General features: G+C 36.7%; 20 protein-coding genes and 11 pseudogenes. 17 read left to right on the top strand and 14 right to left on the bottom strand.

Annotated elements, in window-relative coordinates; translation table 11 throughout:
• Window positions 1–115: 115 nt before the first annotated feature.
• Window positions 116–1,227, bottom strand: a protein-coding gene (locus AYJ55_RS15380) for an IS3 family transposase (protein WP_162505620.1) whose coding sequence is annotated in 2 segments (ribosomal slippage) — window positions 116–972 and window positions 972–1,227 — 1,113 coding nt in all. Because the reading frame shifts where the segments join, the coding sequence is not laid out codon by codon here.
• A 698-nt stretch (window positions 1,228–1,925) separates the two neighbouring features.
• Between AYJ55_RS15380 and AYJ55_RS15370 the strand changes: the two are divergent.
• A pseudogene (locus tag AYJ55_RS15370) lies at window positions 1,926–2,815 on the top strand (helix-turn-helix domain-containing protein).
• Window positions 2,816–3,091: 276 nt separating this feature from the next.
• Entirely contained in the window at window positions 3,092–3,802 is a 711-nt protein-coding gene (gene hda / locus AYJ55_RS15365) for a DnaA inactivator Hda (protein WP_222703519.1), read from the top strand.
• A 44-nt stretch (window positions 3,803–3,846) separates the two neighbouring features.
• On the opposite strand, the pseudogene arsC reads toward hda, so the two are convergent.
• A pseudogene (gene arsC, locus AYJ55_RS15360) lies at window positions 3,847–4,190 on the bottom strand (arsenate reductase (glutaredoxin)).
• A gap of 12 nt (window positions 4,191–4,202) precedes the next feature.
• A complete protein-coding gene (gene bepA / locus AYJ55_RS15355) occupies window positions 4,203–5,669 on the bottom strand; it encodes a beta-barrel assembly-enhancing protease (RefSeq protein ID WP_063657160.1) in 1,467 nt (488 codons plus the stop codon).
• An 82-nt stretch (window positions 5,670–5,751) separates the two neighbouring features.
• Between bepA and AYJ55_RS15350 the strand changes: the two are divergent.
• Window positions 5,752–6,342, top strand: a pseudogene (locus tag AYJ55_RS15350) (AI-2E family transporter); the annotation flags it as partial.
• 71 nt (window positions 6,343–6,413) lie between these two features.
• Here AYJ55_RS15350 and bcp read toward each other — a convergent pair.
• Both bcp and AYJ55_RS15340 read right to left on the bottom strand, forming a co-directional pair.
• A complete protein-coding gene (gene bcp, locus AYJ55_RS15345) occupies window positions 6,414–6,884 on the bottom strand; it encodes a thioredoxin-dependent thiol peroxidase (RefSeq protein WP_063657159.1) in 471 nt (156 codons plus the stop codon).
• A gap of 101 nt (window positions 6,885–6,985) precedes the next feature.
• Complete coding sequence (locus AYJ55_RS15340; RefSeq protein ID WP_187153286.1) at window positions 6,986–7,453, bottom strand: ACT domain-containing protein; 468 nt, start codon at window positions 7,451–7,453, stop codon at window positions 6,986–6,988.
• A gap of 367 nt (window positions 7,454–7,820) precedes the next feature.
• Between AYJ55_RS15340 and dapA the strand changes: the two genes are divergently transcribed.
• The 6 genes and pseudogenes from dapA (at window position 7,821) to AYJ55_RS15310 (ending at window position 14,959) form a co-directional block, all read left to right on the top strand.
• A complete protein-coding gene (dapA, locus tag AYJ55_RS15335) occupies window positions 7,821–8,738 on the top strand; it encodes a 4-hydroxy-tetrahydrodipicolinate synthase (RefSeq protein WP_063657158.1) in 918 nt (305 codons plus the stop codon).
• Window positions 8,739–8,747: 9 nt separating this feature from the next.
• The gene (bamC, locus tag AYJ55_RS15330; RefSeq protein ID WP_063657157.1) at window positions 8,748–9,797 is read left to right on the top strand and encodes an outer membrane protein assembly factor BamC; all 1,050 of its coding nucleotides are present in this window, start codon (window positions 8,748–8,750) and stop codon (window positions 9,795–9,797) included.
• Window positions 9,798–10,072: 275 nt separating this feature from the next.
• Window positions 10,073–10,786, top strand: coding sequence for a phosphoribosylaminoimidazolesuccinocarboxamide synthase (purC, locus tag AYJ55_RS15325; RefSeq protein ID WP_063657156.1), 714 nt, complete (start codon window positions 10,073–10,075; stop codon window positions 10,784–10,786).
• A 682-nt stretch (window positions 10,787–11,468) separates the two neighbouring features.
• Window positions 11,469–12,360, top strand: a pseudogene (ypfJ, locus tag AYJ55_RS29310) (KPN_02809 family neutral zinc metallopeptidase).
• Window positions 12,361–12,476: 116 nt separating this feature from the next.
• Complete coding sequence (locus AYJ55_RS15315) at window positions 12,477–12,929, top strand: DUF441 domain-containing protein (RefSeq protein ID WP_063657155.1); 453 nt, start codon at window positions 12,477–12,479, stop codon at window positions 12,927–12,929.
• The gene (locus AYJ55_RS15310) at window positions 12,929–14,959 is read left to right on the top strand and encodes a tRNA(Met) cytidine acetyltransferase TmcA (RefSeq protein ID WP_245677385.1); all 2,031 of its coding nucleotides are present in this window, start codon (window positions 12,929–12,931) and stop codon (window positions 14,957–14,959) included. Before AYJ55_RS15315 ends, AYJ55_RS15310 begins: the two co-directional genes overlap by 1 nt.
• Here the strand turns inward: AYJ55_RS15310 and AYJ55_RS15305 are convergent.
• The gene (locus AYJ55_RS15305; protein WP_063657154.1) at window positions 14,940–15,134 is read right to left on the bottom strand and encodes a YpfN family protein; all 195 of its coding nucleotides are present in this window, start codon (window positions 15,132–15,134) and stop codon (window positions 14,940–14,942) included. The two genes, AYJ55_RS15310 and AYJ55_RS15305, sit on opposite strands and share 20 nt — an antisense overlap.
• Before the next feature lie 80 nt (window positions 15,135–15,214).
• On the opposite strand from AYJ55_RS15305, the pseudogene AYJ55_RS26430 reads away from it, so the two are divergent.
• A pseudogene (locus AYJ55_RS26430) lies at window positions 15,215–15,358 on the top strand (DUF454 family protein); the annotation flags it as partial.
• Window positions 15,359–15,416: 58 nt separating this feature from the next.
• Here AYJ55_RS26430 and AYJ55_RS15300 read toward each other — a convergent pair.
• Window positions 15,417–16,456 (bottom strand): annotated as a pseudogene (locus tag AYJ55_RS15300) (IS481 family transposase).
• Window positions 16,457–16,554: 98 nt separating this feature from the next.
• On the opposite strand from AYJ55_RS15300, the pseudogene AYJ55_RS29305 reads away from it, so the two are divergent.
• Together AYJ55_RS29305 and AYJ55_RS15295 are read left to right on the top strand one after the other, a co-directional pair.
• Window positions 16,555–16,665, top strand: a pseudogene (locus AYJ55_RS29305) (ATP-binding protein); the annotation flags it as partial.
• 67 nt (window positions 16,666–16,732) lie between these two features.
• Window positions 16,733–16,891: pseudogene (locus tag AYJ55_RS15295) on the top strand (IS701 family transposase); the annotation flags it as partial.
• A gap of 264 nt (window positions 16,892–17,155) precedes the next feature.
• On the opposite strand, the gene dapE reads toward AYJ55_RS15295, so the two are convergent.
• The 5 genes from dapE to AYJ55_RS35165 form a co-directional block, all read right to left on the bottom strand.
• Complete coding sequence (dapE, locus tag AYJ55_RS15290) at window positions 17,156–18,286, bottom strand: succinyl-diaminopimelate desuccinylase (protein WP_063657152.1); 1,131 nt, start codon at window positions 18,284–18,286, stop codon at window positions 17,156–17,158.
• A gap of 2 nt (window positions 18,287–18,288) precedes the next feature.
• Window positions 18,289–18,666, bottom strand: coding sequence for an ArsC family reductase (locus tag AYJ55_RS15285; protein ID WP_074168087.1), 378 nt, complete (start codon window positions 18,664–18,666; stop codon window positions 18,289–18,291).
• A 257-nt stretch (window positions 18,667–18,923) separates the two neighbouring features.
• Window positions 18,924–19,043 (bottom strand): LuxR C-terminal-related transcriptional regulator, encoded by a 120-nt coding sequence (locus tag AYJ55_RS35175; RefSeq protein ID WP_342668180.1) that lies wholly within the window; start codon window positions 19,041–19,043, stop codon window positions 18,924–18,926.
• 46 nt (window positions 19,044–19,089) lie between these two features.
• Window positions 19,090–19,353, bottom strand: a complete 264-nt coding sequence (locus AYJ55_RS35170) for a hypothetical protein (protein WP_342668174.1) — start codon at window positions 19,351–19,353, stop codon at window positions 19,090–19,092.
• Window positions 19,316–19,528, bottom strand: coding sequence for a response regulator (locus AYJ55_RS35165; protein ID WP_342668173.1), 213 nt, complete (start codon window positions 19,526–19,528; stop codon window positions 19,316–19,318). The genes AYJ55_RS35170 and AYJ55_RS35165 overlap by 38 nt, the downstream gene beginning before the upstream one ends.
• A 349-nt stretch (window positions 19,529–19,877) precedes the next feature.
• Here AYJ55_RS35165 and AYJ55_RS29300 point away from each other — a divergent pair.
• The 5 genes and pseudogenes from AYJ55_RS29300 to AYJ55_RS33350 all read left to right on the top strand — a co-directional run.
• Window positions 19,878–20,110: pseudogene (locus tag AYJ55_RS29300) on the top strand (IS701 family transposase); the annotation flags it as partial.
• Window positions 20,111–20,302: 192 nt separating this feature from the next.
• Window positions 20,303–20,605: pseudogene (locus AYJ55_RS15275) on the top strand (transposase); the annotation flags it as partial.
• Window positions 20,606–20,655: 50 nt separating this feature from the next.
• Window positions 20,656–21,015 carry an IS630 transposase-related protein gene (locus AYJ55_RS15270; RefSeq protein WP_063653651.1) on the top strand — a complete coding sequence of 120 codons (360 nt, stop codon included), beginning with the start codon at window positions 20,656–20,658 and terminating at the stop codon, window positions 21,013–21,015.
• Window positions 21,012–21,473 (top strand): IS630 family transposase, encoded by a 462-nt coding sequence (locus tag AYJ55_RS15265; protein WP_063654041.1) that lies wholly within the window; start codon window positions 21,012–21,014, stop codon window positions 21,471–21,473. The genes AYJ55_RS15270 and AYJ55_RS15265 overlap by 4 nt, the downstream gene beginning before the upstream one ends.
• Window positions 21,474–21,494: 21 nt before the next feature.
• A pseudogene (locus AYJ55_RS33350) lies at window positions 21,495–21,620 on the top strand (IS982 family transposase); the annotation flags it as partial.
• Window positions 21,621–21,696: 76 nt separating this feature from the next.
• Here AYJ55_RS33350 and AYJ55_RS15260 read toward each other — a convergent pair.
• Both AYJ55_RS15260 and AYJ55_RS15255 read right to left on the bottom strand, forming a co-directional pair.
• A complete protein-coding gene (locus AYJ55_RS15260) occupies window positions 21,697–22,158 on the bottom strand; it encodes an IS630 family transposase (protein WP_063654041.1) in 462 nt (153 codons plus the stop codon).
• Window positions 22,142–22,522: an IS630 transposase-related protein gene (locus tag AYJ55_RS15255; RefSeq protein ID WP_063657149.1), complete on the bottom strand. Its 381-nt coding sequence runs from the start codon at window positions 22,520–22,522 to the stop codon at window positions 22,142–22,144. The genes AYJ55_RS15260 and AYJ55_RS15255 overlap by 17 nt, the downstream gene beginning before the upstream one ends.
• Window positions 22,523–22,556: the final 34 nt, after the last annotated feature.

Raw genomic sequence — 22,556 nt, 5'->3', positions numbered from 1 at the left:
CAGGTTCAAGCGAAGTGACGCACTCTTTTACTGAGCTTTTACTACTGCATGGCAAGTGTAGTGGTCAACTAAAATTGGCCACCCTACCTGACTGTTCACGGAACAGTCGCTCTGATTAGTTTGGCGTTAATCCACCGTTATACCAGTGAGGTCTTATATCGCTATAGTAGTGGGTTATGTAGCGAATAATGGCTGATTGAGCAGTACTAAAGCTTTGGTAGCCAGTCGTTGGCACCCATTCGGTCTTCAGACTACGGAAGAATCGTTCCATCGGACTATTATCCCAACAATTCCCTCTGCGACTGATACTTTGGGTCATCTGATAACGCCACAATGCCTGCCTATACTGACGACTGGTATAATGACTTCCCTGATCACTATGGAACATCACCTGTTTGGGATGCCCACGTAGTTCCCAAGCCATTTGTAGTGCTTTGGCGGTTAATTCTGAGTCTGGTGCAAATGACATTGCCCAGCCCACCGGTTTTCGGGCGAACAAATCCAATACCACAGCCAGATAGGCCCATCGTGAGCCTGTCCAAATATAGGTTACATCGCCGCACCCCTGGTCAGGCTTTGTAACAGCGAACTGCCTATTGAGCAGATTTGGAATATCAATACGTTCATTTCCACCGCGGTTGTATTTATGTTTTCGCTCTTGGCAACTGACGATGATTAATTCTTTCATCAACTTACCCGCTAACCACCGCCCAAGTTTCACGTTGTGTGTATTGGTAACCATCGTGGCGATAGTCCTTGCGCCAGCAGAGCCGCCACTAACGTTCCACGCTTCGCTGACTAGGCTACGTTTTATCGTCCGCTCAATATCTGGCTCCTTAGGCCGACACCAATAGCGATAACTGCTTCGGTGAACATTAAAAATACGACACAAAGTTTTCACCGGATAAAGCACTCTTAGCTTTTCAACTACCGAAAATTTTTCAGTGAGTCGGACATTAAGAGCGCAGTAGCCTTTTTTAAGATGTCATTCTCCATTTCCAGCCGGTGGATTTTTTTCTTCATTTCTCTGAACTCAATTTGTTCAGGTGTTAATGGCAGACCAGGCGATGTTTTCCCTTGACGTTCTAAACGAAGGGCTCTTACCCACCGGCTAATCGCTGAAAGACTGACGTTCATGCCTTTCGCGGCTTCCTGGTAGGTGTAATTTTGGTCAAGGACTAATTTGGCGGTTTCACATTTAAATTCAGCAGTAATTATTTTACTCATTTCGGCACCTATAAAAATTATGAGGTAAGCATATCACCTCAACTTAGGTGGCCAAATTTAGTATGCCACTACAAAGCCTTATAGTCCACAATCTGGCTTTAAACGGTTACAACTTCTCGGAATCGTCGAGCGTAAATCGCGCCCAAGTACTAAACATCCTGACAAAGAAAAACTATTTTGGTCATTGACGGAAAAAGGACTACAGTTTGGTAAAAATCTGACTGACCCTAATAATCCCCGTCAGACTCAACCCCATTTCTACGATAACCAGTTTCCTAGATTGTTAGGTGTCATGATGAACGAGATTGCAGCTGCATAATAAACCATTGACCTTTTAAATAACCATTGACGGAAGAAGAAATCATGCGCTATATTCTAAATTAGGTGCTCAAAACACCTTCGTAAGCGGTTCCCACACTCGAAAGCCATGTGGTTTTTTTATGTCCATAGTATTTTGATATGATCGGGCGTGAGGCTAATACAATACCCGAAAGGGAAATATGCCCGCCGACTTACGACGGTTTTGAGCGCCCGACCAACCCCATCAAAAGGGGGAATTCAAAAATATCGTAAGGACGTAAAATATGAAACCTTCAATAATCTGTATTAGTCTTAACTTAATCTGACAATTCTGATTTAAAAAAGAGCGTTACCGGTTTTAATTAACATCATTAGATAATTAAATAAAAGGTAATTCTATGTATCAAACAAATAATCCTATCATCAAACATAAAGTCGGGTTACTTAACCTCGCTGAAGAGCTTAATAACGTCTCAAAAGCCTGTAAGATTATGGGGGTATCCCGAGATACGTTTTATCGCTACCAGGAACTTGTTAACGATGGTGGGATAGACGCTTTAATTAATCAAAATAGAGTAGATGAACAGATTGAAAGCGCTGTAGTTGAGTATGCGATTGAATACCCTGCACACGGTCAACACCGCAGTAGTAATGAACTAAGAAAAAAAGGCATTTTTGTTTCGGGGAGTGGCGTTCGCTCTATTTAGCTGCGCCATAATCTCGAAAATTTTACAAAACGCCTAAAAACGCTTGAAGATAAAATCGCAACAGAAGGAATTATCCTGTCAGATCGTGTTTATCAACAAACTTACATTGATACTTACAGTAAAGTCGTTCATTGTAAGCTTTACACAACAAAAAGCGCGATAACGGCGGCAGATTTATTAAATGACAAGGTTCTCCCTTTTTATTCCCAGCATGGGTTACCAGTGTTACGTATACTGACGGACAGAGGCAGTGAGTATTGTGGTAAAGTTGAACATCACGATTATCAACTTTATCTCGCTATCAATGATATTGATCACACAAAAACTAAAGCTCGTTCACCTCAAACTAATGGGATTTGTGAACGCTTTCATAAAACTGTATTACAGAGTTCTATCAGGTGGCTTTTCGTAAGAAAATCTATAGGGCTTTAGATGAATTACAAGCTGATTTAGATAAATGGTTAGCGGAATATAATAACCAACGCACTCGTCAAGGAAAAATGTGTTGCGGTCGAACTCCTATGGCAACTTTACACGATGGAAAACAACTTTGGAGAGAGAAAGATTTAAATCAAATTTAACCTGACAGGTACTGTATAAATAACCGGTAACTGTCAGATCAAGTCTGATCTACTACGTATTATTATGTCGTTAGTTTTTCGCCTGATTAATATTATTCGTCCGGAAAAAACTTATATAACTACTAAGCTTGAGTCGGTAGAGCCGATTAAAAAATAGCTAATTTTTACTGGGATAGTAGGTAAATTATTAGTTCCATCGGATGATATTGTTTGAGTTCATCTAATTACAACTTTTGTGTTAAGCTGTATGTGTTTTCTTACTCTATACAGAAAGAGGTGCTTCTGAATACGCCGTCGCAGCTTTCATTACCTTTATCTACGCCTGATGATGAAACCTTTGCCAGTTTTATTACTGGCGAAAATGGTATTTTATTAGCGGCTATCAAATCTGCTATTAACCAATCCCATAGCAGCTATATTTATTTTTGGTCTCAGCAAGAAGGTAGTGGAAAAAGTCATTTATTACACGCTGCATGTAGTGAATTGTCACAAAAAGGCGAGGCAGTTGGTTATGTTCCTCTGGATAAACGTAGCTATTTTGTCCCTGATGTTTTAGACGGTATGGAACATTTAGCTCTGGTTTGCATTGATAATGCTCATTGTATTGCCGATGATGAAGAGTGGGAAATAGCACTTTTTAATTTATATAATCGTATCTTGGAAAACGGCAAAAGCTGTTTATTGATAACCGGTGATAGGCCGCCTAGATTAATTGATTTAGCATTACCTGATTTAGCATCCAGACTTGATTGGGGACAGATTTATAAACTTCATCCACTTAGTGATGAAGATAAGATCCAGGCACTGCAATTACGCGCTAAATTACGCGGTTTCCAGTTATCTGAAGAGGTTAGTCGTTTTGTTTTAAAGCGTTTGGATAGGAAAACCCGCACATTATTTACTATGTTAGATGAGTTAGATCATGCTTCGATTGTTGCTCAACGCAAACTGACTATTCCCTTTGTTAAGGATATTCTTAAACTTTAATTTAAGAGGTAAACTTACTTTACTTCTTAAAGATGCAGGATTATTTAAATAGCTTTTTTACTTGTTCTGGTGGACGTCCGTCCTAGCTGAGCATGGTTATCAACGACAACGATAGGTCGCTCAATCAATATTGGGTTATCATGAATTGCTTGCAGTAATATATAATCTGATAACGAGCTGTTTGATAAATTGTTTCGTTGCTTCTCATTAATTGACGCGGTTCAGTGAAACCCAGTTGTGAAAGTAAAGTTTTCAAGCTATTGATACTTGGAGGTGTTTTAAGATATTCAATGATGCGTGGTTTAACCCCCATATCTTCTAATAGCTGTAGGGTCTGTCGACTTTTTGAACAACGAGGATTATGGTAAATCGTCACTTGTTGAGACATAAGGTAATTTCCTTAGCGTTTTTGTAATTGTTTATCACGTGTTTGTAACTGGCGTAGTGTATCAATACGGGCATCATATCTTGCTTGATCATAACTACCGGTTTTTGTTAGCCGACTGGCATCGGTAAGATATTGAATGGCAGTACCATAATTACCACGCAAAGCCATGCCTTCAGCATAAGCTGCTAACTGTTCACTACGCTTACCTTGCTTAGCTGAAACTTCTGCCAACAAAGTCCAACCATTTAAGTCATTGGGGTTATCGAAGGTGTATTTACGCAATAATTGACTGCCTTGATCATACTGATTATTAGCAATATAGGCATTTGCCAGATCAATTTGTAGAATTGGGTCATTTGGTGTTTTGGTTAGTGCATTTTGTAAACGAGAAATAGCCTTTAGTGGTTGATTTGACCCTATATCTATATAGGTCATTAGATCAATAAACCAGGGATTAGCAGGTTGCTTAGCCAAAAGTAAGTGTACAATATTGCCAGCAGCCTGATATTTTTTATCTTCATTAAGCTGTAGCGCATGACCATAATCAGCCGCCATTCTTTCTTTAGTATCACCTTGGCTATACTGAGATAAAATTTGTTCAAGAACCGGTTTTTGCCCGTCTGTACACATGGCAAGAATGCGTACCCGAGCCAGCATAAAATTCAACGATGGTGGGAGATTCACTTTCGGATATTGATTTGAACGATTTAGTGCATCCGCTAAACGACTATCTGGTAGTGGATGGGTTAATAGCATCTCAGGTAGTTTTGACATATAATGGCTCTGCTCGGCTGAAATTTGCATAAAATCAGACATGGCGCGCGGATCGAATCCGGCGCGACGTAAAATCTGTATACCAATTCGGTCAGCTTCTTGCTCGTTAGATTGAGTAAAGCTTATTATACCTTGTTGCACACCAGCTAATGTTCCTGTCAGTGTCGCAATACCTGCTTGTGGATTAGCCATCACTAACAGTGCTGAACCAATGGCGCCTATCCAGGCTAATGGTGCATTCCGTTCACGATCTTCTAGCATACGGGCAAGATGTCTTTGTGTTACATGAGAAATTTCATGGGCGATCACTGAGGCCAGCTGACTTTCATTTTGGCTATAACGAAACAGGGCAGAATGGAGAACGACGTTACCACCAAAATAAGCGTAAGCATTAATATTAGGATTATTTATCAGGTAAAAATGGAACGGAGTTTTTACTGAGTGGGTATTTTTTACTAAGCGCATGCCAAGATGATTAATATATTGATTTAACAAGGGATCGTAAATAAGTGGTATGCTAGCACGTAATTGGCGTATTAGTGCGTCACCGATAATGATCTCTTGATCAATAGTTAGTGTACCACCTGCTGTGGTACCAATATCGGGCAAATTATCTTCAATAGCGGTATAAACAGGCTTCATAGGAACTGCTAACATTATTGTTATTACAAGAGTAATGAGTGGTTTAGTAAATTTTGTATTCATAAACCGGAAGTATCCCTTACGATTGATTATATTGTTAAATGATATTTTTTATGATAGCAAACTTTACTAGGATAGTATGTCAATTGGTATTATTACCATAGTAATATATCTGGTTTTAGTACCGCTGATGGTATTTTTTTACTGAAAGATAAAACTAGAATGATACGTGGATTGCAGCGTATTTTACCTCGTGATCGGTTATTAGTCGGACAAGTTTGGCAGGAAATGAACAAACAGATCACTAACTATATCCTTGGTAAAGTTATTGAAATTGTTATTGTTGGTATCTGTACTTCATATCGCGTTTGTTTTTTTAGGTTTACGCTACTCGCTATTTTTGTCAGTACTAGTTGGTATTTCTGTTTTGATCCCCCTATATTGGTGCTGTGGTAGTTACCATCCAAGTAGTTTTAGTTGCTCTTTTTCAATGGGGTATTGGACCTGACTTTGGGACTTTACTAATCGCTTATTTAATTGTTCAAGGGCTTGATGGCAACTTATTGTGGTGCCCATTTTATTCTCTGAAGCGGTTAATTTGCATCCGTTAGTTATTATTTTATCTGTTGTAGTATTTGGTGGGCTTTGGTTTTTTTGGGGGGTATTTTTTGCCATTCCATTGGCTACTTTAATTAAAGCCGTTATGCATGTCATGTGTGGCCAGAAGATAATCTAGTAACTGAAAAATAATTTTTTAATTGTTAATTGCCACCAAAACAGGCAGGGGCAATTAACAATCGATTTTAATCACGGATGAGTATTAAGATAATTCAGTATAATTTGGTGATGATCACTGGTTTTGAATTTGTCAAACACATGTTCAATCTCACCTTTTGCATTAATCAGAAAACTGATGCGATGAATGCCATCAAACGTTTTTCCCATAAATTGCTTTGCTCCCCATACACCGAATTTTTCCGCTACCTCGTGCTTGTGATCCGATAGTAATGTAAAATTTAGCATCTCTTTTTCAGTGAAACGTAATAACTTTTCTGCTTTATCAGTACTTATACCAAAAACTTCAACACCCATTTGTTTTAATTTATCCATTTCGTCACGTAATCCACAAGCTTGTATTGTACAGCCGGGAGTCATTGCTTTAGGATAAAAATAAATCAAAATTCGTTGACCAAGATAATCAGATAAATTGATTATTTCGCCATCTTGGTCAGGAAGGCTAAATTGGGGGGCCTTATCACCGGCTTTCAATGGGCTCATTAGATTCTCTCCGTTTAATTCTATATGTTATTGCGATTTGCTGATAATGCTAATTGTACATTTAATTTTGTGCACAATTTGTTTAAATCTATTTTGTTAATTCACTCATTATCACTAATAAAACTTTGGGCATTCATATGAATTTCAAGTTGTTGATCATATTTGTTTGTCGCTGGTTGTATTTTTGCAACCAGTTTGGTTAGGTTGAAGTTATGAGTGATAAATAAACAAGTAAATTGTTCAACTATAGCGGGAGCGACATTAACAATAACATTGGCAATTATTATTGAAAAATATTCTTTATAAACGCCAGAAGTGGTTTTTTGCATAATAGATAATAATTTTAATTCAGTATCATGCTTAAGCAACATTGCTTCTATTAAAGAAATTGATTGCTTGCTATCTGATAACATCATAATAAAGAAGAATTGTTTGCCAAATATAGCCATACAGCTATCTTCAATATTACATTGACATTTGCTGACCAGTTGGATAACGGTATTAATCTTACCTAGATGATCTGCAACAAGTACAATAATAATGATTGATTGTTGTTCACTATGTGGCAAGTCGTTTTCCTTATAAATTTATGATTTCTGAATATCTTATGGTAACCATAAAAAAAAGTTCCTGCCAAGATAAAAAAACAAATATATCAATATAATAAGTTTACATACTGAGTAGTGATAAAATGATATTTAATGGAATGAAATGATCACATTTTTGCTGATTTTTTAATTTTAAAAGATTTATTTGCTGATAAAATAATAAATTGAGCGAGAAAAATAAACTGGAAATAGAATGATAATCATTATTTATTTTTCTTAAAACAGAGTGGTTATTAATAAGTTTCATTAAATTTTGTGTAGTAAGAAGGTTTTTTTCTTTAGACTGAAAAAGTACCATAATTTTAATGTCTCATTTAGGAAAAAGGTTATGGTTAATAATTCTATTAAATATCGGAATTTTTTGCGTGGCAGTCTTGCTGCGATTGTTACCCCAATGGATATAAAAGGGCAAATAGATAAACCCAGTCTGAAAAAACTGATTGATTATCATGTTAATAATGGCACAACCGCGATTGTATCTATTGGCACAACTGGAGAATCAGCAACACTTGATCATAACGAGCACTTGGATGTGGTATTGACGACATTAGAGTATGCTGATGGCAGAATTCCTATTATTGCAGGCAGTGGCGCAAATGCTACCAAACAAGCTATTGCATTAACTAAATCTTTGGAAAAAACGGGGGTTGTTGCCTGTTTGGCGGTAACACCTTACTATAACAAACCTTCACAAGAAGGACTTTATCAGCATTTTAACGCCATTGCCGAACAGACAAATTTACCGCAAATCTTATACAATGTTCCTTCGCGCACCGGATGTGATTTATTGCCCGAGACAGTTGCCAGATTAGCAAAGTTAGGTAATATTGTTGCCCTTAAGGAAGCTAGTGGTGATTTAAGTCGTGTGAATCGCATTCGCAGATTAATTAATGATGAAAATTTTATTTTGCTTAGCGGTGATGATGCAACTGCGTTAGAATTTATGCAATTAGGTGGGCAAGGAGTAATTTCAGTAACAGCCAATATTGCCGCCAAATTAATGGCTGAAATATGCAAATTAGCATTATCAGAAAAGTATGCCGAAGCGCATAAGTTAAATTATCGACTAAGTGAATTGCATCATCAATTATTTATCGAGCCTAATCCGATTCCAGTTAAATGGGCTTGCTATCAGTTAGGACTTATTAATTCTGATACATTGCGCTTACCGATGACACCATTAACACTGACCGGTCAGATAGCGGTACAAAAGGCGCTAAAGATCGCTGATTTACAAAAAATTTAGGGAAATTTAATGGCAACAATATTGTACAAATCAAAGGCTATTAAGCTTGCAGGGCTGTCACTCGCTATATTTTTGGTAGCCTGCACAAGCAATCAACGTTATAAGCGTCAAGTCAGTGGTGACGAATCATACTTAAATACACCCCCGTTAAAAAATTTGACGATCCCTCAAGGTATATTGTTACCGTTACAAAACGGTGAATATGATATTCCGCCAGCTAATCAAAATGGCGCTGTAGGTAAAGCATTAGATATTCGTCCTCCTATTCAAACACTTTCGTTACTTAGTGATACCCATACTGAAAATAGCCTAACAGCGAGTCGCTTATTTTTAACTAATACAGCTGAAAACAGCGCCCTTTGGTCGCAAATTAACGCTATTTTGCAACAAAAAATGATTAAAGTTAGGCAAAAAAATGATCCCGACTACTCCTTAATTACAGATTGGATTACCTGGCCGAGAGGAGATGAAGATATTGCGATACAAACCCGGCAGAAAATTCAGCTTAACCCACAAAATAATCAAATAGTCATCACGGTAACTAATGAAGGTATAAAGCAGGGTGAAGAGAGCATCACCGATCAGGCAGAAATACAGCGCTATAATATTTTAATGTTAAATGAGTTGATTGATTCAATAAATAAACTACGTAGTACCACAACCAGTTCTGGTGCCCAAGGTCGTTATGCCATTATTGATGTGCAAACGGGTAGTGATAGCAGTGGCTTACCTCAAATCATTGTACGTGCGCCTTATGATGTTGTTTGGGATAGATTACCCTCTGTGCTTGAAAGCATTGGTATGCAAGTTGGTGACCGTAGTCGTTCGACCGGATCAATTACCCTCACTTTTAATGGTATGAGTGATAGTGATTGGCAAGCGATTGGCGTCGATAATCCAACCATGACAAAAGGGGATTATAAATTACAAGTTGGCGATATGAATAATCGCAGTAGTCTGCAATTTATGGCGGTAAAAGGGACAACCTTAACACAAAAACAAAATGATGAAATGGTCGCGGCATTAAAAGCGGCATTTAGTAAAGTGAGTAGTAATTAGTTAATAAAACTGGGTTTATTACGATTAGCTATAACATTGCTTATATAAATAATGGATGGTTGGTAGTGATTTATTCACTATGGATCATCTTTTTTTTGTTTTGCTCGGTCAGTTTTTAGGCTAATTAAAATGTTTCCAGTAAAGTAATTTAATTAACATAAATAACCGCTAATCTGTTATTCTCCTTTTCCTAACAAAGTAAACGTTTGCGTCTTGCGTTAATGCCATATTTAAGCGTTTTTTTATTAAAATGATCAAATTTCGGAGTAAATAAAATGCAGAAAAAAGCTGAGTTGTATCGTGGAAAAGCGAAAACCGTATATTTTACGGATGATCCTAATTTATTAGTATTAGAATTCCGCAATGATACATCGGCACTAGATGGTAAGCGTATAGAGCAGTTTGAACGTAAAGGAATGATAAATAATAAATTTAATCATTTCATTATGCAAAAACTGGGGCAAGCTGGCATTCCAACCCAAATGGAACGATTACTGTCAGATACTGAATCATTAGTAAAAAAATTAACCATGATCCCGATTGAATGCGTTATTCGTAATCGATCAGCTGGTTCTTTAGTTAAACGGCTTGGTATCGAAGAAGGTACGTTGCTTGAGCCACCTATTTTTGATTTGTTTTTGAAAAATGATGCGCAGCATGATCCCATGATTAATGAATCTTACTGTGAAACTTTTGGTTGGGTTAGTAGAGCGCATCTAAGCGAAATGAAACGATTAAGTTATAAAGCGAACGAAGTATTGAATGCGCTTTTTGATAAAGCGGAGTTGATTTTGGTCGATTTTAAACTGGAGTTTGGTTTATTTAATGGTCAAGTTGTTTTGGGTGATGAATTTTCGCCAGATGGCAGTCGCTTATGGGATAAAAAAACCAAGGATAAATTAGATAAAGATCGTTTTCGCCAGAGTTTAGGGGGATTAATTGAAGCTTATGAAGAGGTTGCTAAGCGCATAGGTGTTTGCTTAGATTAAAGAAGTTTTTTGCTAGCAAAAGATGTCGAGTAAAGATTGGCTTAGAAAAACTTTATTTTATTGATAGCTAGTCATTAGTTATTAATTTACTTTTATTAAAACATACATAAGAGCAGCTTAAATATTAATTAGCTGCTACGCGATTTTATTAAATTAAGTCGCTGAATAGACTATATTGTGAATTACTATAGTAAAATTTTAATCTTATTTTATAAAGATGAAATGAAAACAGTTGAATTGTATTAATTAAATTCGATTAAGTTAAGTAGATGGTTAATTATTAAAGATATGGAATAATTTTAATATTAAATTATTAACTAAAATTATGGCAGAATTAAACGGCTATTAGATAACTAGATAGTTAATAATGTATACAATAGTTATGAAAAAAATCACTTTAACCTATTTGGCAATGATATCGATTGGTCACAATATGATGGCCGCTACAAGAGTGATTATACAGATAATCAATAGAGTCGTAGTATTAATATTTACTGCTTCGCTGTGACCTGCCACCGATTTTTGCTAGTTTTTTCTTATAACTATTTTCTATTTAATCAGTAGCATTGAAATGAATTTATTAAATTTTACACCACTGTGAGATAATAATTACACAAGAATGACGATGATTCGCTATAATCCCAACAAGGGCTAATTATTCATGTCATATTGGGAGATTATTATGCGCTGGCGGGATCATCGCAGGAGCGATAATATTGAAGACAGACGAAATCAATCGGGTAGAATGGGATCACCTTTTGGTGGCGGTAGTATGCGATTGCTGTTACGTGGGAAAAGTGGTTTATTCATTTTAGTGGTTGTTCTCGTTGCCGGCTATTATGGTATCGATTTAACCAGCTTTATCACCGGCGGATCCAGCATTAACTCCTCTCAACAAGCAAATTACTAACCGATCAGTGCTAAAGATCAACAATTAGCTGATTTTACCTCAGTTATATTAGCGTCAACTGAAGACGTCTGGTAAAAAGAGTTTAGTCGCTTGGGGTGTAGTTATACTTATCCTAAATTAGTGCTTTATCGAGATTATACTACCACTGCTTATGGTACTGGTCAGGCAATTATGGGGCCATTTTATTGTCCTGCTGATCAAAAAGTTTATATTGATCTGTCATTTTATGAAGAGATGAAAAATAAGCTTGGTGCAGGTGGTGATTTTGCGCAAGGCTATGTTGTAGCACATGAAGTAGGTCATCATGTTCAACATTTACTAGGCATTGATTCAGAAAGTTAAAGAGGCTCAATAAAGTATGAGTCGTACTGATGCTAATAAACTTTCGGTTAAGCTTGAACTGCAAGCTGACTGTTTTGCTGGTATTTGGGGCAATAAAATGGATGAGCAAAGTCTGCTAGAAGAAGGCGATTTACAACAAGCATTAGCGGCGGCCCAGGCAATTGGTGATGATCGTTTACAGCAACAAAGCCAAGGACGTATTGTGCCCGATAGTTTTACCCATGGTACCTCTGAGCAGCGTTATACTTGGTTTAAAAAAGGCTATGATAGCGGGGATTTTAAAAGTTGTAATACTTTTGGCGCACTATATATAGCGCGATAAAAGTTGCCTCGAGTTAGCATAATTTTAGCGGCTAATAGGTTTTATTATTTATTTTGATCAGTCATGATTTTTTGATAGGATAAATTAATTATATATTTTTATGGGTAAATAATTTTATGGGTAATTTTGATCCAACATTACTTATTTTATTAGTGTTGACCGGCTTAGGAATAATTAGTTATAACATGACGGTGACATTGGCGATGCTATTTTTGCTAGTTGTTCGCATTACGCCGCTTAATAATTTTTTCCCTTGGGTTGAAAAATATGGCTTAACCACCGGTATTTTGATTTTAACTATTGGTGTAATGGCCCCTATCGCGAGTGGCAAGATCTCGCCACAAGATGTTATTAACTCTTTTTTTAACTGGAAATCGTTATTGGCGATTGTGATTGGAATTTTGGTCTCTTGGCTTGGCAGTAGAGGCGTCTCTTTGATGTCTAATCAACCGTCAACAGTTGCCGGATTATTGGTTGGCACAGTGATAGGTGTTGCTGTTTTCCGTGGTGTTCCAGTTGGTCCATTAATAGCAGCAGGTCTTCTCTCGTTACTAATTGGTAAGTTTTAGTGACTATTACAAGCCTGATTAATTTACAATCTCAGTTGCGCATTCAGGGGCAACGCCGCTTACTCGTGCTAAGCGGTAATAGCAACTGGATCATTGAACAGCTAATTGCACTTAGGCAGGGGATAATTGGCGATTGGCAAACCATTTCACCACATTGGCTTGATGCTATACCACCACAAAACGCGGTGTCACTATTAGGACAAGAGTTCTTACATGGCGTTTTTGATGCCACTAAGGGTTTTAATACTGAAGCATTGCTGATGTTGGCAGGGACATTAAAAGCGGGTAGTTATCTCATTCTTTGCCTGCCTGAGTGGAGGACTTGGTCTCAACAGCCGGATCAAGATAGTCAACGCTGGAATGAAGTGGCGTCGAAAATAGCAGTGCCAAATTTTGTCTGTTGGTTAAAGTATCATCTACAACATGATGCTAATGTTTTGCTGTGGTGTGAAGGTAAACCTTTTACCGCTAATATGCTACCACAATTAACTGCCTGGCATCAGCCGAATGGAGAACCAACGATTGAACAACAAAAAATTTTGCAGCGCCTGCTGACTGGTAAGGTGGGAGTTTGGGCATTAGTTGCCCCGCGTGGTCGTGGAAAATCTGCGTTAGCAGGTATGTTAATTGAACGTTGGCAGAGGGAATGTTGGGTTTGTGCGCCGGCAAAATCAGCGTCAATGGTATTAACTCACTATACCGACAAAAAAATTCGCTATTGGTCAATTGACCATTTATTGGCTGATTGTCGATTACAAAAACCACGCAAGGTTGATTGGTTAATTATTGATGAAGCGGCGATGATCCCGATTGCGCAACTAAATCAATTAACGTACTATTTTTCACGTTTACTCTTTACTACCACTGTTGATGGCTATGAAGGCACAGGGCGTGGATTTTTGCTAAAACTTTGTGCGCAATTAGCGCAATGTCACATTTTCACTTTAACCACGCCGATCCGCTGGGCATCAAATGATCCGTTGGAAAATTGGTTAAACAATAGCTTGTTATTAAAAGAATATTTACCAAAATCAACAACGGTAACTAAATTAAATAACCATCACATGGCGTTGTTACCTATATCGCAGTCTTCATTAATTGAAAAGCCAAAATTATTATCAGCAATATATGGCTTGCTGACTAATGCGCATTATCGTACCTCACCGCTTGATTTAAGACGATTATTGGATGCGCAAGGGATGCATTTATTGGTTGCACAGCAAAAGGAAAATTTGTTAGCTGTGTTATGGTTAGTGGATGAAGGTGGATTATCTGCGCCGCTTGCCCATGAAGTATGGGCTGGACGGCGTCGACCTAGAGGTAATTTAGTTGTTCAATCTTTAGCAGCACATAGCTATTTTCCGCAAGCGGCACAAATGAATTCTCAGCGAATCAGCCGTATAACCGTTGCTGCAGCTTTTCGTCGTCAGGGTGTGGCAACAAAATTACTCACTTTTTATAAGCAGCAGGCGATGAAAGAGGGGAAAGATTTTCTTTCTGTTAGCTTTGGCTATTGTGAGCAGTTGCAGTCATTATGGCAGCAAAATGGTTTTCATTTGGTCAGAGTTGGCAGCCGTAAAGAAGCGATCAGTGGATATTATACCGCTATGGCGGTATTGCCTTTATCAACAGAGGCTAAACAGTTGGTGTCACGGGCACAATATTTGTTAAAGCGGGACGCTTTTTATATCAATCAGTTAACCGGTTTAACACTAACAGCAATTAGCGATGATCAATTAAGTGATGAAGATTGGCAGGTTTTGGCAGGTTTTGCTTACGGTAATAGAAGTTTTTCATCTAGCTATCCAGCGATCCGACGGTTATTAATGCAGTCGTCACTGGTTTTAGCAGCGACTAGAATTCACTGTGAACATAATTTATCTATTGAGATATGCTGTCAGCAGTTAAAATTGACAGGTCAAAAAATGTGGTTAAAACAGGTACGCAACGATATTGCTGCAGCATTATCAGAATTGGACTGTCAGCGAGCAGAAAAACTTAAATCATGGGTTAATGCTTCTTTTGCTTAGGCCAGTCATCTTCATCATCCCATTTGTCGTTAAAATTACGGTGAGGAGGAAGTTTCGGTTTGTTATCTAAAAAACGTTTAAGATCAATTCTTTGCATCTGTTTGATGGCACTCCAAATGATACCAATCAGAAGCAAAATAATAATAATCCACCAGTAATCAGTTATCCAATGCATAGCTGTTTTTTCATTAGCAAATGTAGTAAATAAAGTATACTCTTTTTTCCTTTCATCGTATAACTATTATAGATTTCAGTATGCGTTTACAACGAATTTTACTCATTATTGTTGGCTGGTTTCGCATTATCTTAGCGATATTGGGTATACTTTTGCCATTATTACCCACTACCCCTTTTTTGTTATTAGCCGCCTGGTGTTTTTCTCGCTCATCGCCACGTTTTCTGTAGTAGCTCAGACTTGATCTGACAGTTACCGGTTATTTATACAGTACCTGTCAGGTTAAATTTGATCTAAATCTTTTTCTCTCCAAAGTTGTTTTCCATCGTGTAAAGTTGCCATAGGCGTTCGACCGCAACACATTTTTCTTTGATGAGTGCGTTGGTTATTATATTCCGCTAACCATTTATCTAAATCAGCTTGTAATTCATCTAAAGCCCTATAGATTTTCTTACGAAAAGCCACCTGATAGAACTCTTGTAATACAGTTTTATGAAAGCGTTCACAAATCCCATTAGTTTGAGGTGAACGAGCTTTAGTTTTTGTATGATCAATATCATTGATAGCGAGATAAAGTTGATAATCGTGATGTTCAACTTTACCACAATACTCACTGCCTCTGTCCGTCAGTATACGTAACACCGGTAACCCATGCTGGGAATAAAAAGGGAGAACCTTGTCATTTAATAAATCTGCCGCCGTTATCGCGCTTTTTGTTGTGTAAAGCTTACAATGAACGACTTTACTGTAAGTATCAATGTAAGTTTGTTGATAAACACGACCAACGCCTTTAAATGACCGACATAAAAAGTATCTTGTGAACCCAGATAACCTGGATGCGCTGTTTCAATCTCACCACAGGCTTCATCATCTTGCGCTTTCTTTTCTAGAGCACTGATTTGTGATTCTGACAGGATAATTCCTTTTGTTGCGATTTTATCTTCAAGCGCTTTTAGGCGTTTTGTAAAATTTTCGAGATTATGGCGCAGCCAAATAGAGCGAACGCCACTCCCCGAAACAAAAATGCCTTTTTTTCTTAGTTCATTACTACTGCGGTGTTGACCGTGTGCAGGGTATTCAATCGCATACTCGACTACAGCGCTTTCAATCTGTTCATCTACTCTATTTTTTACGTTAGGCACCCGTCGATTTTGATTAATTAAAGCGTCTATCCCACCATCGTTAACAAGTTCCTGGTAGCGATAAAACGTATCTCGGGATACCCCCATAATCTTACAGGCTTTTGAGACGTTATTAAGCTCTTCAGCGAGGTTAAGTAACCCGACTTTATGTTTGATGATAGGATTATTTGTTTGATACATAGAATTACCTTTTATTTAATTATCTAATGATGTTAATTAAAACCAGTAACGCTCTTTTTTAAATCAGAATTCTCAGATTAAGTTAAGACTAATACACATTAACCACCGCTATGCTTGATCGTTTACTTCATCATTCGCATGTACTGCAATTGAGCGGTGAAAGCTATCGATTGAAAGATAAGCGGCGCTCAGGAGCAATAACCGAGTAAAATAGTGGATCAATTTTGATTGATCGTATTTAGCTAAAAAGTGGGATCAGTTTTCGGTGATCGTAGACAAGCGCAAAGAAATCATATTTTTCTCGCTATTTCTGCGTGGTTTGAACAACATAAACGTCGTATATCTGAAAAAATAACCCTTTATCAACAAAATTGGAACGTAATCAAAAATGCTATTACTGAGCACATCCGTGTTTTATTAGCGTACCCAAATTAGTTTTGTGCGAAACTCGTGTATATTCGTCATTGGCAACAATATAGAGCGCTGCCTAAAGGGGTTAAAATTAAGATAATTGTTATTATTTTATTTAGTTTTATTTTTTCGCTTTGGTTTGTAGAAAGTTGGTGGATCAGGGGGCACTCCTCATTATCTTAGCGATATTGCTCGCTTATCTATTAAGGTTGCCACAAATCGATGGGAAAAAATTAACCCAATTTATTATTTAGTTAATGATATAGCTAGTGAATTTAAATTTTGTGTTCATAATAATATTTTTTGCATAATTTCCTGATAAAAAAGACTTAATTTCTGAAGATCAGCAACACTAACACATTCATCAACTTTATGAATGGTTGTATTTAAAGGGCCTAATTCAACAATTTGTGCCCCCATTTTAGCAATAAAACGGCCATCAGATGTTCCTCCATCAGTTGATAGCTGAGGTTGATAGCCGCAATATTGTTTTATCACCTGGCTGACAATATTAATTAATTTACCTTTTTCTGTTAAAAAGGGATGGCCGGATAATGACCACTCAATTTTATAATTGAGTTGATATTTTTCTAGTATTGCTTCAACTTGGTGGCGAATTTGTTGCTCGGTGAGCTCGTTGCTAAAGCGAAAATTGAATTGTATAACTATCTCGCCAGGAATAATATTGTTACTGCCAGTACCAGCATGAATATTGGAAATCTGCATGCTGGTGGAAGGAAAATAAGCATTGCCTGCATCCCATTTTTTATTAACTAGTTCATGTAAAAAAGGCAATGAACTATGTATTGGATTATTGGCTAAATGGGGGTAGGCAATGTGCCCTTGCGTTCCTTGGATGGTGAGTTTGGCGTAGAGTGATCCTCGACGACCATTCTTGATAATATCACCAATCTTAATCTGGCTAGATGGTTCACTAACTATGCAATAATCAATTTGTTCATTACGTATCATTAATTCATTAACCACTTTTACCGTACCATTAGTGGCTTTAGCCTCTTCGTCAGAGGTAATTAAGAAGGCTAATCGGCCAGAATGGTTGGGAAAATCGCTAATAAATCTTTCGGCGGCAATAATCATTGCAGCAAGGGAACCTTTCATATCGGCTGCTCCTCGGCCATAGAGCAGTCCATTATTTAATGTTGGTATAAAAGGAGGATAACGCCAATTGTGAGTTGCACCTGGCGGAACAACATCGGTATGTCCAGCAAAAGCCAGCGTTTCGCCTTGTCCGCCATGATATGCCCATAGATTGGTGGTATCGTCAAAGGGCATGACTTCAATTGAAAAACCAAGTTTTTTCAATCGATTAATTAAAATTGTTTGACAGCCATTATCATCGGGGCTAACAGAGGGTTGTTGAATAAGTTGTTGAGCAAGCTTAAGAACAGGACAAATCATAGTTAGCCTCTGTGATGAATAAATTGTTGGTATTCGTCTATAGAAAAACCGAGTAGATAATGGTTACCAGTAGTTGTTAATAATGGGCGTTTAATAATTGCTGGATATTTTAACATTAACTCTTTAGCACTAGCGACATCAATAATATTAACTTTTTGCTCATCGGACAATTTTTTCCAGGTCGTACCACGTTTATTGATCAAGGCTTCCCAGTCTAAGTATTGAATAAAAATTTCGAGTAATTCACTTGATATCCCATCCGTGCGATAATCATGGAATTGATAGATTATATGGTGATTATCCAGCCATTGACGTGCCTTTTTAATAGTATCACAATTTTTTATACCATAAAGTATGTAACTTGCTGATGTTGACATCATAATTTCCTTTTTTGATATGTAGCAAAGATCTCTATAATGCTGCAAAATGCGATAATAATCTATATAGGGCTACTATTAAGTAGAATACTTATTAAATTTATTAGAAATCGATTATAAAATAATTCAATAAAATATATTCTACATCACATAAAATGATGTGTTAATTAAGCAATGCATATAAATATACTATATGTTAGATGATGATGTTTTAATAAATCATTTCTTCATCCTTTAATGATATTTTATCTATGTTAAGTTTATTTAGCGCGCACATAAACTAGGCTGGCTTCTAAGCGAGAACGCACATTAAGTTTTTTCAGCAAATTACGAATATGTACTTTGACTGTTTCTTCAGAAACAAAAAGAGATTTAGATATTTCTCTATTTTTTAATCGATTAGCAATTTCACGTAATACTTTAAATTCACGTTTTGTTAATAGAAGAAAGTGGATCTTGATATTGATGACGATTATTTAAATGCTGATGAATTTGATTGCTAAAAACTGGCAAACCATTTGTGGCGCTTTTCAGGCTATTAAGTAACATATCTAATTCGCAATTTTTTAACAAATAACCGTTAGCACCAGCATCGATAGCATTATAAACATCAATTCTATTAGCAGAAAAAGAGAGAATTAATATATAAGATTTAATCCCCCTCTTTTCTAATTTGACGAATAACTTCAAGACCATACATGTTAGATATATTAATATCCATCATAATAATATCTGGCTTTAATTGATTGGCTATATTAATAACATCAACGCCATTACTTACTTCACCGGCGACACTAAATTCATCTGCAGCTTTAATGAGTTGTTTTAAACTATGACGTATTAGGGAATGTTCATCAACCAACATTATTGAATGATTAGACATAGTATATTCCTTTTTAAATACCTGTAGAAATAAATGGGTTTTTACAACTGATTTTAATTATTAGTCTTTAAAGTTTTTTGAAAAAATAAAACATTGCAAGAATATAAGAAAAACAATATTAATGAAATAACCAAAAGGTAATTATCTTAAATAAAAAACACATTGAATTTTATAATTTTAAATTCAATAGTCTTAAATTTTATGATTATAAAAAATTTAATAATATAAAGGTCACCAGTTTTATATTTTAATTTCAATATTACACGAGTTTCGCAATCTCCAAAAAAGAAGTATAAATTTAAAAACAAGAAAAAATTAGGGTGTTTATATTTTGTCAGTTTATCCATGCATTAAATATATCTACAAAACATTCTTACAAGATACTCTGGTTTGGCGTTATCAGAAGTAAGCCCATCACCTTTGTCTCATGACACTATTAGTCGATGGCTAAAAAGCAGGTGTTTTCGACCTAAAGACCTGTGGAGATTAGTTGAAACATCTATAGACAAAAAAAGCCCTTGCGTACTAATAGCTGACGATACACTAATTGCCAAAACACGTAGTCACGAGTTTCGCACAGGCATATAAAATTCCAGAAATGACTTAAAAGCAATGGTTAATTTGCAAGTTACTAAAACGTATAAATTTGTTTAAATTACAATAAGTTGATTTTAATTTATAAGATTTTGTCTATTCATATATTATGCTGAATTAAACTTAAAAATAGAGCGTTTTTTATTGGTGCGAAACTCGTGAACAGGTTGGTTCTTTGGTTTCAAACTTCATGTAATTATCAATCATTTGGGGGAAATACTCAGTTTTCGACTTACACCAGGAAACACAGATGATCGGAAACCATTACCTGAGCTGATAAAAGATCTTTCTGGTTGTTTGTATGCGGATAAAGGGTATTTATCGGCTTCACTGAAACAGCAACTGAAAACAATGGGAATTAACCTTATAACGAATATCAAGAAGAAAATGAAGCCTGTTGAACAGACTTGTTTCGACAAAGCCATCTTGCGTCATCGTTCTGTCATTGAAACGGTATTTGATGAGTTCTTTGTCAGATATAGCTAGGCGACTTAATTTTGATTACAAGGTGTGTTATGAGTTATACAATTGATTTTCGACGTAAAGTAATATCTGTAAGGAAAGCCGAAGGTTTAACAATTCGAGAAACTGCGAAACAATTCCGTATTGGAAAAGCGTCTTTAGTACGTTGGCTTAAACGACCAGAGCCAAAAAATTCAACGCCACGTAAGAGAAAGCTCGATAAAAATGCTTTAGCAAAGGAACAGTATCCAGATGCTTACCAAAAGGAACGGGCAGAGCGATTCGGTGTTTGTAAAAAGACTATTTGGCAATCCCTTAAAAAGCTGGGATTAACCTATAAAAAAAACTCTATTCCATCCAAAAACCAACGAAAGCGACAGGCTGGCACATCAGCAAAAAAGACAACAGTATGAAAAAAAAAGATAAATCTGTTGTTTTTATTGATGAAAGTGGTTTTTCACATGACACTCCACGAACTCACGGCTATTCCCCAAAAGGTCACCGTTGTTTTGGCCTGAAAAACTGGGGTGCTAAGGGAAGAACAAATGTTATTGGCGCTTTATTGGGAACAACCCTTTTTGCTATCGGATTATTTGATTGCAATATTAATCGTGATGTTTTTTATGTTTGGATCACAAAAATATTGCTCCCAGAACTTCCTGAAAATTCTGTTATTTTTATGGACAACGCTAGCTTTCACAAAGGTAAGAATATTGAACAGGCAATTATAAACGCAGGACACCAGATAGAATATTTGCCTGTGTATTCACCAGATTTAAATCCTATAGAACATAAATGGTCTCAAGCTAAACGTAAAAAGATGGAAACAGGATGCACTATCGATGACCTGTTTTTAATACATATGCTGTAATCAAAATTAAGTCGCTTAGCTATAGAGCATACGCGGCACCGCTCTCCTGCTAACTTTGTAGTGAATTTATTAGCAGGGCTGGTTGCATATTGTTTAATTCCATCTAAACCAAAGATGCCGGTGGCAGGAACATATCTTCAAGCATAATTGATAATGCTTATCCCGAACTCAGGTTATTTAGTTATATTGATTTTGTTGATATAGCTAGGCGACTTAATTTTGATTACAGCATATGTATTAAAAACAGGTCATCGATAGTGCATCCTGTTTCCATCTTTTTACGTTTAGCTTGAGACCATTTATGTTCTATAGGATTTAAATCTGGTGAATACACAGGCAAATATTCTATCTGGTGTCCTGCGTTTATAATTGCCTGTTCAATATTCTTACCTTTGTGAAAGCTAGCGTTGTCCATAAAAATAACAGAATTTTCAGGAAGTTCTGGGAGCAATATTTTTGTGATCCAAACATAAAAAACATCACGATTAATATTGCAATCAAATAATCCGATAGCAAAAAGGGTTGTTCCCAATAAAGCGCCAATAACATTTGTTCTTCCCTTAGCACCCCAGTTTTTCAGACCAAAACAACGGTGACCTTTTGGGGAATAGCCGTGAGTTCGTGGAGTGTCATGTGAAAAACCACTTTCATCAATAAAAACAACAGATTTATCTTTTTTTTTCATACTGTTGTCTTTTTTGCTGATGTGCCAGCCTGTCGCTTTCGTTGGTTTTTGGATGGAATAGAGTTTTTTTTTTATAGGTTAATCCCAGCTTTTTAAGGGATTGCCAAATAGTCTTTTTACAAACACCGAATCGCTCTGCCCGTTCCTTTTGGTAAGCATCTGGATACTGTTCCACATCTTTTGCTAAAGCATTTTTATCGAGCTTCCTCTTACGTGGCGTTGAATTTTTTGGCTCTGGTCGTTTAAGCCAACGTACTAAAGACGCTTTTCCAATACGGAATTGTTTCGCAGTTTCTCGAATTGTTAAACCTTCGGCTTTCCTTACAGATATTACTTTACGTCGAAAATCAATTGTATAACTCATAACACACCTTGTAATCAAAATTAAGTCGCCTAGC

The sequence above is a fragment of the Candidatus Arsenophonus triatominarum genome (assembly GCF_001640365.1).
GTDB lineage: Bacteria > Pseudomonadota > Gammaproteobacteria > Enterobacterales > Enterobacteriaceae > Arsenophonus > Arsenophonus triatominarum.
The sequence above is the reverse complement of the archived record's forward strand: the minus strand, read 5'-3'. Positions and strand labels throughout refer to the sequence as shown.